The sequence below is a fragment of the Halomonas sp. MMSF_3323 genome, assembly GCF_030733595.1.
Lineage (GTDB): Bacteria > Pseudomonadota > Gammaproteobacteria > Pseudomonadales > Halomonadaceae > Halomonas > Halomonas litopenaei.
The window spans coordinates 1-16,445 of record NZ_JASHIT010000067.1; the positions used below are offsets into that span (position 1 = coordinate 1).

5 protein-coding genes, 1 rRNA gene and 1 pseudogene are annotated in these 16,445 nt (G+C 64.3%); 1 reads left to right on the forward strand and 6 read right to left on the reverse strand.

Annotated elements, in window-relative coordinates:
- Window positions 1-1,033 (reverse strand): 16S ribosomal RNA (locus tag RBB39_RS22105); the annotation flags it as partial.
- Window positions 1,034-1,152: 119 nt separating this feature from the next.
- Here RBB39_RS22105 and RBB39_RS22110 point away from each other — a divergent pair.
- Window positions 1,153-1,569, forward strand: coding sequence for a hypothetical protein (locus RBB39_RS22110; RefSeq protein ID WP_306169414.1), 417 nt, complete (start codon window positions 1,153-1,155; stop codon window positions 1,567-1,569).
- A gap of 139 nt (window positions 1,570-1,708) precedes the next feature.
- On the opposite strand, the gene RBB39_RS22115 is transcribed toward RBB39_RS22110, so the two are convergent.
- The 5 genes and pseudogenes from RBB39_RS22115 to RBB39_RS22135 form a co-directional block, all read right to left on the reverse strand.
- Window positions 1,709-2,608, reverse strand: coding sequence for an efflux RND transporter periplasmic adaptor subunit (locus tag RBB39_RS22115; RefSeq protein WP_306169415.1), 900 nt, complete (start codon window positions 2,606-2,608; stop codon window positions 1,709-1,711).
- A 12-nt stretch (window positions 2,609-2,620) separates the two neighbouring features.
- A complete protein-coding gene (locus RBB39_RS22120; RefSeq protein WP_306169416.1) occupies window positions 2,621-4,570 on the reverse strand; it encodes a DEAD/DEAH box helicase in 1,950 nt (649 codons plus the stop codon).
- A gap of 4 nt (window positions 4,571-4,574) precedes the next feature.
- A complete protein-coding gene (locus RBB39_RS22125; RefSeq protein WP_108449916.1) occupies window positions 4,575-6,737 on the reverse strand; it encodes a peptidase M50 in 2,163 nt (720 codons plus the stop codon).
- 3 nt (window positions 6,738-6,740) lie between these two features.
- A complete protein-coding gene (locus RBB39_RS22130) occupies window positions 6,741-8,621 on the reverse strand; it encodes an efflux RND transporter periplasmic adaptor subunit (RefSeq protein WP_108449915.1) in 1,881 nt (626 codons plus the stop codon).
- 43 nt (window positions 8,622-8,664) lie between these two features.
- A pseudogene (locus RBB39_RS22135) lies at window positions 8,665-16,445 on the reverse strand (hypothetical protein); the annotation flags it as partial.

A 16,445-nucleotide genomic window follows, 5' to 3' on the forward strand; every position in this document is an offset into this window, starting at 1 on the left:
TCCCGAAGGCACCAATCCATCTCTGGAAAGTTCTCTCGATGTCAAGGGTAGGTAAGGTTCTTCGCGTTGCATCGAATTAAACCACATGCTCCACCGCTTGTGCGGGCCCCCGTCAATTCATTTGAGTTTTAACCTTGCGGCCGTACTCCCCAGGCGGTCGACTTATCGCGTTAACTGCGCCACAAAGCTCTCAAGGAGCCCAACGGCTAGTCGACATCGTTTACGGCGTGGACTACCAGGGTATCTAATCCTGTTTGCTACCCACGCTTTCGCACCTCAGCGTCAGTGTCAGTCCAGAAGGCCGCCTTCGCCACTGGTATTCCTCCCGATCTCTACGCATTTCACCGCTACACCGGGAATTCTACCTTCCTCTCCTGCACTCTAGCCTGACAGTTCCGGATGCCGTTCCCAGGTTGAGCCCGGGGCTTTCACAACCGGCTTATCAAGCCGCCTACGCGCGCTTTACGCCCAGTAATTCCGATTAACGCTCGCACCCTCCGTATTACCGCGGCTGCTGGCACGGAGTTAGCCGGTGCTTCTTCTGTGAGTGATGTCCTCCCTCGAGGGTATTAACCTCAAGGCTTTCTTCCTCACTGAAAGTGCTTTACAACCCGAAGGCCTTCTTCACACACGCGGCATGGCTGGATCAGGCTTTCGCCCATTGTCCAATATTCCCCACTGCTGCCTCCCGTAGGAGTTCGGGCCGTGTCTCAGTCCCGATGTGGCTGATCATCCTCTCAGACCAGCTACGGATCGCAGCCTTGGTGAGCCGTTACCTCACCAACTAGCTAATCCGACATAGGCTCATCCGATAGCGCAAGGTCCGAAGATCCCCTGCTTTCCCCCGTAGGGCGTATGCGGTATTAGCCTGGGTTTCCCCAGGTTATCCCCCACTACCGGGCAGATTCCTATGCATTACTCACCCGTCCGCCGCTCGACGCCTCCTAGCAAGCTAGGATCGTTTCCGCTCGACTTGCATGTGTTAGGCCTGCCGCCAGCGTTCAATCTGAGCCATGATCAAACTCTTCAGTTTAAAGTCTGATAGTCCGTTAAGCGGACCAAACTTGGCTCAAGGTTCAAACGTCTCGTTTGACGAGTCGCTTGCCTTGATATTTCAGTGACAGTGTCACTGACTCATCGGCAAGCGCCCACATGAATTACCTGATCAAATTATTAAAGAGCGTGCTCTCGACCAAACCGGCCGGAAGAGCGTCTCGCTTTGCAGCGCCTGTTGGCGCAGCGCCCTGCGAGGAAGGCGTATTCTACAGAATCGAAGCGCTTCGTCAAGGCTTTCTTTTTTCACCGTGCAAGCGATGCCTGCAGGACCCAAGAGAAAGCGAAGCGAGCCTGGCGCGCATCCTGCGATGCCGCCCTGGCGACTCCGATCGAGTGGCGAGCACTCTACCGATTTCTCGTTGCCCGTCAAGTGGAGAATTTTTCGAAGACTTGAAAAAGCCTTTTCAAAACAATCACTTTTACCACTCTTTACCGCCTGTGACGTTTGCTCGTCGTCGGCAGCGGATGCGTACTTTACGGATCGGGGCCGGCCTTGGCAAGCACTTCGTGTAAAAAAATTTCACGCCACCGTCATCTGCATGACATCCCCGACAAGGCGACGAGGAAGGCGCCAAGAAATTGCAGCAAACCGCCGGGGCTTTCCCTGCTTATCTGGCTCGTCATGGAGCATCCACTGACGTGTCGAATCGGCCTAGGCGTCGCCGCCTTCCACGATGCCGCCGAGCTCACAGGCGATCCCTGCCGGAATCTGCTCATCTGGATTGGCAAGCCGCATGGCCAAGGCGAAGGTCCCGCTCGAAGCGTCGATCACCGGGTCCACATGGATGACCTCCGCTGAATAGCGTTGCCCCACCGGGCTCGATAACGTTACCTCGATGACATCTCCTGCAGCGATTCTTCCGTAAGCGGCCAGCGGCAAAGCGGCCTCGATGCGTAGCGGATCGAGCTGAACCAGTTCAAGCACCGGCGTGGCGTCAACGAATTCACCCTCCTCCGCCAGGCGTTCGCTCACCCACCCATCGAAGGGAGCCCGCGTCGTGAGCTGTTGCAGACGTGCATTGGCGAGATTGACCTGCAGGCGGGCCAGGCGAAGCTCGGTATCGATCTCGTCACGTTCGCTCTCGCTGAGCATATTGCGCTCGATCATTCGCTGGTTTCGCTGCATGCGTCGTGACGCATAGGCGGCGCGAGAACGCTCCAGTTCGACACTGGCGGATTCGACATCCCGCATCAGCGAAAACAGCGGATCGCCAGCCGCCACCCGCACGCCCGCTTGTACGTCGATTCGCTCGATGACGCCCGGCACCTGGCTCGACAGAGCAGCCTGGCGACCTGGCTCCACCAGGCAGCTTATTTCACCAAATCCCGGTTCTTGCAGATCCGTGTCCTGCGCCAGTGCCGGCGCGGCGATGCATCCCAGGGCAACGATCAGTGATCTCGCTGCTTTCATGCGCACTTCCTTTCCATGACGGAGACAAGGGTTAAACAACGATCGGCTATCAGCGCAGACCATGGCCATACAGATCTGCCAGTGGGAAAAACCATAGAGCGAATGAAAGAAATGAACGCGCCTCTTTCCGCGCCATGCCACCTTCGCGCCACGCTACTCCCCTCTTCCGCTGAAACCCAGTTGGTCATCTTCACGCCAGTCGGCTTCGAGCAAACGTGCCCGCTCCCGGGCGTGGCGACGCTCCCTGGTCTGCTGCGCGCGGCGCAGTCGTGTGGCAAGCCTTCCAAGACGGCGTTGCCAGCCATCCAGTTCCGTCAGCAATTCATCCTCTTCGGACAGCACCCACTCGACGCTGCCCGGATCGCCCTGGCGAGCGCAGCGCCCCATGATCTGACGATCTATCCGCGCAGCGTCGTGATGGCCCGCCAGGATCACGTGCAGGCCGCCCGCACCACGAGTCACCGGATCAAGCGGAATATCGGTCCCGCGTCCTGCCATGCTGGTGGCAAGGGTGACCGCCCCTGGCGCCCCGGCTGCGGCGACGACCGCCGCTTCGTCGGCGTCCTGGCGAGCGCTCAGTATTCGGTGTGCAATGTCGTTGGCCTTGAGTCTCGCCGAAAGCGCTTCGGCATCAGCGAGGCTGACGGTGGTCACCAGCACAGCACGCCCTTGCGCGACGAGAGAAGGAAGACGTTGGCAGATCCATTCCCACTTGGCCGCCTTCGTGTCACAACGCATCACCTTGCCGAGACGCCGCCGGCCAGGCCGATGGGGGGGCACCGTCACCACCCTCTGACGGTAGGTAGTCCAGAGTTCGCGCCGCACCTCCCTCGCCGTACCGGTCATACCCGACAGGTGGCGATAGCGGCGAAAGAAACGCTGGTAGGTCAGACGCGCCAGGGTAATGTTGGGATCGCTGGGCTCGCACCCTTCGCGGCGCTCGATCATCTGCTGCAGCCCCTTTTCCCAGCGCCGATCCTCCATCACCCGGCCGGTGTGCTCGTCAATGATCAGCACCTTGCCATCCCGTACCAGGTAGTGGACGTCACGTTGAAAGTGGTGCTGCGCCAGCAGAGCCTGCTGGATCAACCACTGCTGACGGGAACGTCCCTGCCAGTGCCCGGCCATCGACTGGCGGGACAGTCGTTCGACCTGCGATTCCAGATAACGCTTGCCGCTGTCGGTCAACAACAGCTGCCCCTGTTCCCGCACGAAGTGCTCGTCCTCGACAAAGCGCTTCGCCATGGCGATGGCCTCATCGACATGCGCAATATCCAGTGCCCCCTCGCCGGCGGGGCCAGACAGGATCAAGGGAGTCCGCGCCTCGTCCATCAGCACGCTGTCGGCCTCGTCGACGATGGCGAAGTGCAGCCCTCTGAGCAGCAGCCTGTGGCTGGTGAGACGCCCCTGCAGTCGTGCAGCGTGGGCGCTCAAGGGGTGACGTCTGGTGCCGAGCTCCTGGGTGTCCCGCAGGTAGTCGAATACCAGTTCCTTGTTGGTGCAGTAGACCACATCCGCCGAGTAGGCCCTGCGCCTTTCGGCGGGCGTCATGCCGTGGACCACCGAGGCCACCGAGAGACCCAGGCGGGCGTAGACGGGGCCCATCTTGTCGGCGTCCCTTGACGCCAGGTAGTCGTTGACCGTGATGATGTGCACAGGGATGCCGGCCAGGGCGGCGGTAGCAGCCGGCAAAGTGGCCGTCAGGGTCTTGCCCTCGCCGGTCTGCATTTCCGCTACCTGTCCCTTCAGCAGGACCATGCCCCCCAACAGCTGCACGTCGTGGTGTGCCATGCCCAGTTCACGTCGTGCCACTTCCCTGACCAGGGCGAAGGCACGTGGCCATAGCCACCCAACCACGCCGCGACGGCGCAACGCCTGGCGCAGAAGGCCAGCCTGCGCATCGAGCGCGGTGTCGTCGAGCCGTGACAGCTGCCGCGCATGCCAGTGAATGACGGGAAGACGGCAACGCAAGACCCATCGTCTGACCGAGGAGGGCCCGCCGAGGCTTGCCCTCAACCCGTGCCAGGCCCGTTCCAGTGCACCAGGTGCTGACACCGGGCGCTCGGCGCGGCTGATGACGTCTGCGGGAACTCGTGTCAGCATCGACTCAGCGCTCGAACAGGCGCAGGAAGGAACGCCGGACCTGCCGCCACATGCGGAATCCAATCGGCTCCGGTGTGTGCTCGATACGCACCTGGACACCTTGACCCAGGCGCACCCTTGCAGCGCTCTCGATCAGGCCGGTGGCGCTGAAGTCCGCCAGATGATGCCGACGAAAGGCCCTCAGCGGCTCGCCTTCCCCCGACGCCGCCGAGGGGTCCAGGGCGACATCGCCTCCGCCCTTCTGGGTGAGACTCAGGCTTGGCACCTCATGACTGGCGCCAGGGGACAACCGCAGCAGGTGCGAGGCGGCGGCCTTTGCATCACCGCCGCTACGCACGCTGACGCTGCGCCGGTCGTCGCGCACGAGTTCCGCCTGGTGGGTCGGCACCAGCGTCCGCACTCGCAGGTCACCAGATTTGACCAGCACCCCGAGGGCCTGGCCGCGGCGAACATGGCTACCCAGGAGGGGCGCCCCTTCGGGCATCATCCAGCGTCCATCGTGGGGGCTCGTCAGCAATGTCGCCGCCGCTCTGCGCCTGGCATCGACCAGCTGACCTTCGACCAGGCGCTGCGTCTCCGCCAGCACCGACAGCGCTTGCGGGTCGCGAATATCGGCCTGCTGCTGCTGCTGAACCTCCCGTGCCCTGGCCTCGAGCAGCCTCACCTCGGCGTCGAGTTCCGGTGCCGCGATACGAGCAATCGGGTCGCCGGTGCGAAGTGGCTGCCCTTGTATCGCCATCAGTTCGACCAGCTCACCGCTGACACCGGACCGCAGGCGCGCGGGCTCGGCAGAATCGATCACCCCCTTTAGGGTGGTGGCGTGAGGCGCGGGCACCAGCAGCAGGCCCGCCAGCAGCAACGCCAGGCCGCCGAGCAACCAGCTCCAGGCGCGAGTGCGAGAACCTTCGAGTTGGCTATCCACGGACATGGCCTTCAACAGCTTGAACAGGGGCAACAGCAGCGTCATGGTCACCGACCACAGCGCCAGCAGGATACCGATGAACAGGTACTGGGTGGCGACGAAGGTGGCGATGACCACCATGATGATCAGTCGGTAGACGAAGGACAGCACTGCATAGGCCACCAGCCACCAGGCCTCCTTGAGCGAACCGGCCTGACCGCTGACATCGCGACGTCCCAGCAGGTAGCGCTTGACCACGTAGGTGAGCTGCTGGTTGGCGCGGGAAAACAGATTCGGAATTTCCAGGTAGTCGGCCAGCACGTAGTAGGCGTCGAAGCGCAGCAGCGGGTTGCCGTTGAACATCAGGGTCGAGACACCGCCGATCAACATGACGTTGAAGGCCAGCGAGCGAACAACGCCAGGCTCGGCCATGACCCACACCAGCATGGCCGCCGCCGCCAGCCAGAGTTCGACCAGCACCCCGGCGGCCCCGACCAGCATGCGCTTGCCCTTGTCCGGGCAGGCCGCAGCGGCGCTGGCGTCGACGTAGGGTACCGGGAAAAAGACCAGCAGCATCACCCCGATCTCGTGGACCTCGCCGCCCGCGTCGCGGGTGGCCCAGGCGTGCCCCAGTTCGTGCAGGGTCTTGATCAACGGGTAGACCAGTGCCATCAGCAACAGATTGTCGACCCCCAGCACCCGATCGGCCAGGTTGTCGCTCAGCTGCGTCCAGTGGATGCCTGCGACCACCAGCGCCAGCACCACGGTCGCCAGCCACAGCACCGCGCCCAGCGGGCCCAGCAGCGGCCTTACCAGCGGGTAGCTCGCGGCGACGAAGCGCTCCGGATCCAGCAGCGGGATGCGGATGCCCAGCGGCGACTTGATCAGCTGCAGCCACTTGCTGCGACGCTGCCGCGTCTGACGCCGTGACAGTTCCTCGATATTGATGTCTTCGTGCCCCGAAAGCAGATTGGCACGATGCAAGCGACCGATCAGGGTGACCAGTTCCTGCTGTGTCGGCATGGCTTCGCCCAAAGACCGGCTGACCTGATGCCAGATGTCGTCGAGGGTGCGTCGTCCATCGAGTCGCCCGATGATCTGATAGGACTCCGGCGTAAAACGATGCACCTGTCCAGTCAGGGAATCGTGCAGCACGTACCACGGTTCGCCGCGATACTCGTGGCGTGACAAACGCGCATGCCGGCGCAGGCGCAGGCGTAGATCGGCGACTCGGTGCCAGTGCTGGCTGAACAGTGCAGTGGTCATGATTCACCCCCACCAGCGCCACAGCGTCAGCTTGAGCCAGTCTCGCAGCCCGCGGGTCCAGATCTCGATCAGCGGACCTTCGCCGACCTCGACCCGCGCAATACCCGACAACCCAGGGCGCAGCAAGCGTTCCACCTGCCGGGGGTCAACCTCGCCGGCGTTCATCTCCAGGCGAGCCTCGACGATAAAGCGGGTCTGACCTTCACCGCTGGTGCTCCGAGGTGTGATCCGCTCGACCACCAGCGGCCAACGCTTGCCGGTCATCGAGGCCAGCACCATCGAGCCATGCTGGGTCGGCGCCAGATCATCGATACGGCCCTCGGGCACGGCCAGGTCCAGGCGAAACCCGTCCAGCGGAGAGACGCGAAACAGCTCCTCGCCTTGCTCGGTCACCGCGCCCAGTCGCTGGGTCAGGTCGCCACTGACCACCACCCCATCGAAGGGCGCGACCAGGGTGGCCCGATTGAGCCTGGACTCGACCAGTGCAACCCGCGCCTCGGCCTGCTCTCGCTGAGCCGCCAGCACGTTGAGCCCGGCGCGATCACCACGCGCGCGGGACTCCTGCTCCTGACGTGACAGCTTGGCGATTTCGCTCTGCCATTGCAGCCGTTCCAGCAGCAGCTCCCGGGTTTCCATGCTCGCCAGCACCTGCCCGCGCTCGACACGATCACCGGCTCGCACGCTGGTTGCCTCGAGATACCCCCGGAACGGCGCCGAGATCACCCGCTGCACACGACTTTCGACGGTCACCTCCGCCGCCACCTCGTCCACCGTGGTGATCAGGGTGGAGGCGACCAGCAGAGCCACCAGCGCCAGCACCGCCAGCTTGAGCCCGAGATGTCCCGGTCCAAGCAGGCGCCCCAGTTGCTCGCCAGCCGATGCCAGCGCCTTGACCACCAGCGGCCGGTCGTTGCGCCTTTTCTCCTCCAGCGCACGGGTGCATAGCGCCAGCAGACTCTCCAGCGCCTCGATCTCGTCGAGGGTAAAGGGTCGATCGCGTTCCAGGGTCACGGCGCCACGCGCCACCCCATCGTCGAGGCAGGGTACGCTGACCACCGAAGGAACACCGCCGAGGGTGACCAGCTCCTGATGGGCCAGCTGGACACCGCCATCGTGCCGCCCTGCCGCACCTTCCACGGGAGGACAGGCCACGCTGGCCAACTGGTCGAGCGCCTCATCCATGGCCGCCGCCGTGGCCTTCACCCGATTCATCTTGCGATTGAACTGGGCGCTGTGGGAAATCTGCAACACGCGACAACTGGCACCGCGGCGCCAGCCGAGGCTTACGCGTTCGGCACCGAATTGCTCGGCCAGACGGGTCACCAGCTGTGCCGAGGCTGCGGCGAAGGTAGCCTCGGACAGCACGCCGGCCAGCAGGGACAGGCGGTCCCCGAGTACCGCCTGGTGTCGCAGCATGTCTTCTTGCCGCTCACTCATCAGGTCCCGTTCCAGCGCAGCGACACCTTCCTCGAGTCGCTGCATCAGTGGCACCAGGGACTGACGTGCCCGCGCCACACCGTCGTCGGAGGTGTCGCGCAGGCCAGGCGGAATCGCCAGGCTCAGCGCTACCGCGCCTGCCACCTCGCCATCCATGCTCACCGGATAGCCGATGCCCAGGTGCGCCTCATCCAGTTGGCTGACCATGCCACTGGCAACCTCGGCGACCTCACTTGCCAGCGCCAGCAGTGCCTCGCCGGCGCCCTCGCTGAAGCCCGGCCACAGCGCCACTGGCTCGATGCCGGATGGCCCACGCCACGCCACCAATCCCTCGACCAGCCGCACCTCATCGACAGCGCCGCTGCGCTCACAGTGCCGGGCCAGCCAGTGCTGCATCCGTTCACGCATGGACGCTTCAACGTCGCCCCTTGCCTCGTCTAGCAGCATACCGCTCCCGCTGGCCCGTTCAGGCCCCTCATCAAGGTGTCAATCAAGACGTCTCCTCATCGTCATCCTTGCGCAGCCGACGCCATTGCTCGGCGGCCTGTTCACGTCGAAGCGTCTTGAGTCTATCGGTGTGCTCGGTAGACGACGACATGGCTCGCGCGATACCCCAGCCAGCGCCGGCCAGCGCCGCTGCCAGGCCACCCAAGGCCGAACTGCCCATGGCACCTTGCTGTTCAGCAGGGACGGACGCATCTGCTTCGCTCGACACCTTGGGCGATACCTCGGTCGACGCCGGTGAGCCTGCCGCCTGTGGCGACTGGTCCAGGGTTGCGTCATCGACCGACGGTACCGCCTCGAGCGACTCACTACCCTCCGCAGCGTCTGGCGCCGTTGGCACGCTGCCGGCAGCCGGGGGAGCGGCGAACAGCGGCAAGCCGCTGATCATGCCACCGCGACTGTCATGGTGGGCCGCCCAACCAGCGACAACACTACGTAGATCCTCGGGTCCCTGACTCGGAGCCACCGCTGCCGGACGGTTGTTCGAGACCATCGCCTCGCCCAGGGCGAACGCGGTGCGATCCATCCAGCTCCAGGCGGCCAGGCGGCCGCCTGGCTCCTGCTCACGGTAGAGGTTCTGCTGCGCACCGCGCACCAGATCCAGCTTGCCCTGAGCCAGGGTCACGATGGAGGTGACACGCTCGACCTCCGGCACACTCGTCGAACCGGCAGAGGCCACACTCAACCGTACTCGGCCATATTCACCGATCAGGATGTCGAAGCCGTAGTCACCACCGAAGCCGTCGAAGCCGGCACCGCCCATCGCCACATCGTGGCCCAGTCCGGTCAAGATGACGTCGTCGCTACCTTCGAAGTTGTCGATGGTCTCGATGGTGATCAGCCCTGGCACGCGAGTCACCCGAGCGAAATCGCCCATCAGAATATCGTTACCGGCACCGCCCTCGAGCGTGTCCTGGCCACCACCACCCAGCAGCACATCGCGATCGATGCCGCCAATCAGGTGATTGTCGCTGCGCAGGGCAATATTGCCGGTTTCCGCCAGGCGGTAACGGCCGGTGGTATCACTGAGAATGCGGCCGTCATCGGCGATGGCCACGGTCTCGCCGCCAGCGTTGACCAGGGTATCGGCGCCGACACCGCCAATCGCCTGATCCCGGCCCACTCCCAGCAGGATGACGTCATCCCCACCGGTGCCCTGGCGCCGATCGAGGCTCTTCACCTCCTGGCGAACACCATCTTGTGCGGTGATCGAGCCATTGTCCCCAATGACCACGTTGTCGCCGCCAAGGGCACTGATGCGTTCACCACCAAACCCGCCGATGATCCAGTCATCTCCTCTGCCGGTAGTGATGGTATCTACCCCGCCGATGGCGAAATGAAGGGACGCAAAGGACGTCACCACGCCATTGGCGTCGAACAGTACCTCGGCGTGATCACCCGCTACCTTGTCAGCACCAGCGGCGGAGGTGATGACATCGTCGCCTTCGGCGCCGATCACCAGGTTGCCGCCGCTGCCGACACTGACGCTATCCGCCGCGCCGTGACCGTGCGCCAACGAACGCGCGCTCACCAGATGTCCCGCTGCGTTCCACTCCAGGCGACCGAGGTCGGCAAGCACCGTGCTGGTCTGATCACCCGTGGTGATGACATCGCTGCCCGCACCACCGACGATCTCATTGCGACCGGCATTGACGCCGATGCGATCCTGTCCCGCCACCGCCGATGCGGTACTGGTCATCGTCCTCAACACCGAGGTGTCGTCCCACTGGAGTCGCCCATTGTCACCGATCAACTGGTGACGACTGGTGGCCGAGGCGGCGGTGATCGAAAGCCGATCATCGCCAGCGCCGCCGATGGCCGTGACCGAACCGGCATTCACCTCGAGGGTGTCGTCGCCGCCGATGGCAGTCGCACTGGAGGCGGCGCTCAACAACACTCCGCTGGCACTCTGGCGCAGAGAACCGTTATCGCCAAACAGCAGGTGACGAGCGTCGACCGATGCTGCGCTGATCTCGATGGTGTCCGCACCGGCGCCGCCCAGAGCGGTGACCGAACCCGACTCGACAGCCACACGATCGGCGCCGCCGACGTTGGGCGTCAGACTATCGCCGTTGACCAGAACGCCGACGTCGCTCCAGCTCAGGGTGCCGCGATCCGCCAGCACCACATGGCGCGCCCCGTCGCCAGCCTTGACGATCTCGATCAGGTCACTGCCCACCCCACCGATGACCACGGAGTGGCCACCGCTCAAGCGAATGCTGTCGTCCCCGCCGCGGGTATTCAGCATAGCCGCCGTCTCGCTGGCGGCAGTATCGGACGCCAGGCGGGAGGTCGCACTGACCAGGACACCAGCGGCGTTCCACTCAAGCAGACCATGGTCACCGATCGCCACGCTGGCACTGCGCTCAGGCGAGGCGACAGTCACGCTGTCATTGCCACCGGTGCTGAGGCTGTCACTGCCTTCTCCGCCGATCAGGACGTTGCGACCATCACCACCGTCAAGACGATCCACTGCCCCATTGGCGCTTGGCAGCGTGACCAGTTCACGCACCTGGGTGCCCACCACGTCCAGCCGGGCGTAGTCGCCCACCAGCAGGTCATCACCGCTGCGACCGCCGCTGGTCGAGCTGCCACCGTAAAGCACGTCAGACCCGCCACCCCCCAGCAGCAAGTCATTGCCCTCGCCGCCGAACAGTCGGTCGCCTCCGTCGTGGATACTGTCCTTGAGCACCAGCGTGGCACCACTGGACAGATCGTTCACCACCTTAAAGGTAACCTTGGCGTTGTCACCGATCAGCCAGTCGGAAGCACCGCCTCCGCTCAGGACGTCGTTGCCACTGCCGCCGATCAACAGGTTGTCGCCGCCGCTGACGCTCAAGCTGTCATCGCCGCCCGACGCCATGTCGACGCCTTCCACCGCGATCACCCGCTGACTATCGAGCAGTCGCAGGCCCGCCTCTCCGGGGCGAGCCTCCAGCTGGATCACGCCGTGGTCCCCCAGCAGGATGTCGTTGCCTCCTCCAGTACTCAGCATGTCATCACCGGCTATGAGGCTATCTCCGGTCGGATGGGCAATCGCTGCGGCGCTGGCATGCACCGTCATCACCGTATCGGCCTGGCTGAGGCGTCGGGAAACATCCACGTCGATGCCACCATCGCCGTACAGATGGTTGTTACCGCCCTTTTCATCACTCAGACGGTCATCGCCGGATCCACCAAACAGCTGGTCATCACCGAGGCCGCCAATCAGCGTATCCGCGCCGGCGCCACCCACCAGCACCACGCCACCGATGGCCTGACTGGCGTCCAGCAGATTATCACCGGCCTCCAGGAACGGCTGAGCCAGCAGCGTCGGCCGGCCGCCGACGGCGCTGTAGCGCTCGCCACTGCGAGAGGTATCGCCGAACACCACCAGCGGCATCTGCCACTGATAGCCACCGCTCACCCGGATGTGGTCATCACCGCCGCCACCGTGAACCACACTAAGCGGCATTTCACGAATGACACGGCCACTGCTGGCACTCACCACTCCGTCGAGCACCAGCGCCCCGGCGCTGGTGATGTCGCGAATCAACAGACGCTGTTCGCCGACCAGTACGCTGTCACCAGCGCGGAAGCCATCGGCGTACCAGCTGCCGGCACTACGATTCAGCTGGGAAACACCCGCCACCGTCTGTGCCTGCCAGTCGCCGTCGTAGGCCACCGGATCGGCATCGATGGTAAGCTGATCATCGCCTGCCCCCAGCAGCGCCTCGAAGACCTCGACACCGTGGAAATGAACCCCTCGCTCGGTATCGATGGTACCGCCCACACCATTGTCCTGGGACAGCACGCCTTCACCCATGCCGAGCCCACTGACCCGCTCGGCACCGATGACACCAGACAGGTCGGCCACGCTGGCATCCACGTGCAGCACCAGGCTGTCGCTATCCTCATGCGCGGTGCCGGAGGTCTCGGCGGCCAGCGCGCTGACACCTTCAGAAGGCAGCATCAGCGGCACAGACGGCACCGGCGTATCGGCGACAGTGCCCCCTTCGACGATCAGCGGTCCCTGAATGTCGGACAGACGCCGTTCGGTGACAAACTGCATGCCCGCCTCGACCGGAGCCCGATATCGGGTCTCCGCCACCACCTCGACGGCCACCTTGTCGGCCCAATTGCTGGCGTCGAACACCACTGCAGGTGTGGTGACGGAGGTCAGCGTCAGGCTGTCACCGACCCAGCTTCCCAGGGTATCGTCGGACATCAGGTGCAGCCTTCCCTGGGCATCGATGTGGTTGATCCGCAGACGCCCGGCAATGCTCGATCCCGAGCCATCTTCCAGGCTCAGGTAGCGCCCGGTCTGGGCCCCCAGCGATGCCCAGTCGCCACCTTCCAGGACCAGAATCGCCCCGGCTCCCTGCGCGGCCAGCACCGTCACGCTGCGCTCACCGTCGAACAGGGTATCCAGCACGATGCGCCCACCCAGGGGGAACTCGGTCTGGCCATCGCTGTTGAGATGGACCCTGACCTCAGCGCTCGGCGCCTTGGTCAGCCTCAGGGTGTAGCTGTCGCTGCCGCCCAGGGTCGAGACTCGGGTACCGCCATCCGACTGCTCCACCACCAGCCCAGCGCTGTCATCGTCGTGGACGCTGACGTCGACCTTGCTCGTGGCGCGCTCGGCAAACGAGCTGGCCTGCCCCAGATTGCTGGAGATATCGAAGCCCAGCTGGGCGTCGATCCGGTCTTCGATGCTGGTGTTGCCGAGCGCCTCCAGCACCAGCGTCTGGGGCTTGTCCCAGTTGGAGACATCGAAGCTCAGGGTGGCGCCGTGCTTTGCCACCAGACGACCGCCGAAGGCCGACAGATCCACGCTGACCGTGATCACCTCACCGGCCTGGGGCGCCACCGACAGGCGCACTTCGACGCTGCCGGACTGAGCCGACGCACCCTCGCCTTCGATCACCTGGAGTCGATCCTGGGCCGTGGACACCACCACATCTCCGCGCGTCGCATCGAATACCGTGATCTCGGTATCGGCGATGGGCTGATCCAGCAGCGAGGCCAACGCCTGGGGCAAGGGAGACGACGAGGGCGTCTCGACCTGGGCCAGATAGCTGATCGCCACCTGTCGAGTCCCTTCGACCAGACCATCGGTCGGCGCCTTGACGAAGATCTGCTGGCGCGGTGACCAGCTGCCCCCGGTGAACACGAAGTCCACGGTGATCGCCTGGGTAAACTCGCCCAAAGCGTCGAATGACAGAAGCAGCGTCTCGGCCGACGCCGCGCCCGCCGCGTGACGGTCCTGAGTCGACGCCATGCTGGCCGACAGTGTCAGCGTCACCCTGCTGCCCTCGGCGATACCGGAGATCGGCAGGTTCGTCGACAGCCAGTAAGCGGCAGCGTCGCCGCCTTCCACCACCCGCGTCGCCCCACCGGGCTGCTCGACCAGGATGGCACCGTGCTCGGGGCTAGCCACCTGCACCGTCAGCGCCTCGGCCAGAAGATTTGCGTAGGCCTCGTCAGCGGACACCGTGCCATGGCCCACCAGGCTGCTGGCACCCCTGGCGTCAATCGCCTTCACCTCGCCGCTGACGTCCCCCGCCACCTGGATCTGGTCACTGCCGAGACCACCGATGACCTCAGTCAGTACGCTTTCGCGGGTGCTCAGCACCTGAATCCGATCGTCTCCCGCTCCGGCCTCGACGCGCACACGCTCGAGATCGTCATGGGACAGATTGAGCCCAGCGCCAAACACGGCACCCGCGGTGATCACGAAGTTGTCGTCGGCGCTGCTGCCGAAGGCACTCAGACTGTCGTAGCCGTCTTCGCCATCAAGTGCCAGAGGCGCCTGGGTGGCGTAGACCTGATACTGATCGTTGCCCTGGCCCCCCAGCACGCTCATTGCCTGGCCGTTGCCTCGACTGACAAAGCCGTCGCCGGCCTGGGTCACCGCGATCTCGTCGCCCACGATGACGCCCGAGGCGTAGACGCCAGCGCTGGCCGTGCCTACAGGGTTCGGATGCTCGCCGTACTGCTGGCCAATCTCGAAGCGATCGTCGCCGCGACCTCCGTCCAGCGTCATCACGGTCGATGAGCCATCGACCACGAAGCGGTCGGCGCCGTCGTGGCCATTGATGGTCACCCGGGCATTGATGCTGCCCCCCACATCGATACGCTCCACGGCGCTGCCAGCCTCGGCCAGACGCGCAACGAAGTTGTCGCGGACCAGGAACAGATCGCCCGTGGTAGACGCCGTCGTCTGGGCCCGGACCATACTGCCGTCATAGTTGTCGTAGCCACGACCTTCGATGAACAGGGTGTCCGCTCCGGCATTGCTGGCGCCGCTGTCGAGAACGCGAATGCGGTAGTCGCCCTGATCCGCCTGGCGCGTGACAATCCGGTGCTCGTCGCTGCCGGATCCACCATCCAGGGTCAACAGCGCCTGGCGATCATTGAGCTCCACCACGGTCAGACGATCCTTGCCGCCGTCGCCGGCCACCAGCATGGCGCCCACCAGGGTATCGGCATGGATCAGCATGTCGTCGTTGCCGCTGCCACCCCGGAAGCTCATGTTGTTGGTCACCGCGATATCGCCGTGCAAATGCAGAATATCGTTGTCGTCTCCCAGATCGACGGCGATTGACCCTGCGCGATGCCGGCCATCGAAGAGCAGACGATCGTCTCCCGCCCGGGTCACCACCGTCAGGCTGTCGGCAAACTGCCATTGGCCCAGGAAGGACACCAGATCGTCGCCATCCCCGCTGTCTACCAGCAGGGTGTCGGCTCGGTGATCGCCGTTGAAGGTAACAGTATCGGCACCAGCCCCAGAGGTGACCTTGGCCGCTGCGGTGACCGTCAGGTCCTCGGTCACGTCCAGGGTATTGGCGCCATCACCCATGGCGATGGAGAGCGAGCCGGCCTGGATACTGGCGTCGAAGGTCAGGGAGTCATCGCCATCCGTGGTTTCGACATCAAAGGCGTTGGTCACGTCCAGTGAGTTGTTGGCGGACAGCACGTTATCACCGGCGCCCAGCGCCAGGCTCAGCGCGTCCGCCTGATGGGTGCCGTTAAAGGTGACGGTGTCCACACCAGAGCCGGCGGTGATACTGGCCGCTGCGGTGACGGTAAGGTCTCGAGTCACGTCCAGGGTGTTGGCGCCATCGCCCATGACGATGGAGAGCGAGCCGGCCTGGATGCTGGCGTCGAAGGTGATGCGGTCATCACCTTCTTCGGTCTCCACCTCGAAGGCGTTGGTTACCGTCAGGCTGTCTTTGACGCTCAGCACGTTATCGCCGGCGCCCAGCGCCAGACTCAGCGAGCCCGCCTGGTGGGTGCCGTTGAAGGTGACGTTGTCCACACCCGATCCAGCGGTGACTTCGGCCAGACCATCGACGGTGAGGTCTTTGGTCACGTCCAGGGTGTTGGCGCCCTCGCCTATGGCGATGGAGAGCGAGCCGGCCTGGATACTGGCGTCGAAGGTGAAGCGGTCATCGCCTTCTTCGGTCGTCACATCGAAGGCGTTGGTCACGCCAAGTGAGTTGTTGACGCTCAGCACGTTATTCCCGGCGCCCAGCGACAGACTCAGCGCGCCCGCCTGGTGGGTGCCGTTGAAGGTGACGGTGTCGACGTCGGAGCCGGCGGTGACACTGGCCGCTGCGGTGACGGTAAGGTCTCGAGTCACGTCCAGGGTATTGGCGCCATCACCCATGGCGATGGAGAGCGAGCCGGCCTGGATGCTGGCGTCAAAGGTGATGCGGTCATCACCACCCGTGGTTTCGACATCGAAGGCGTTGGTAACTGTAAGCGTGTCGCTTACGCTCAGGA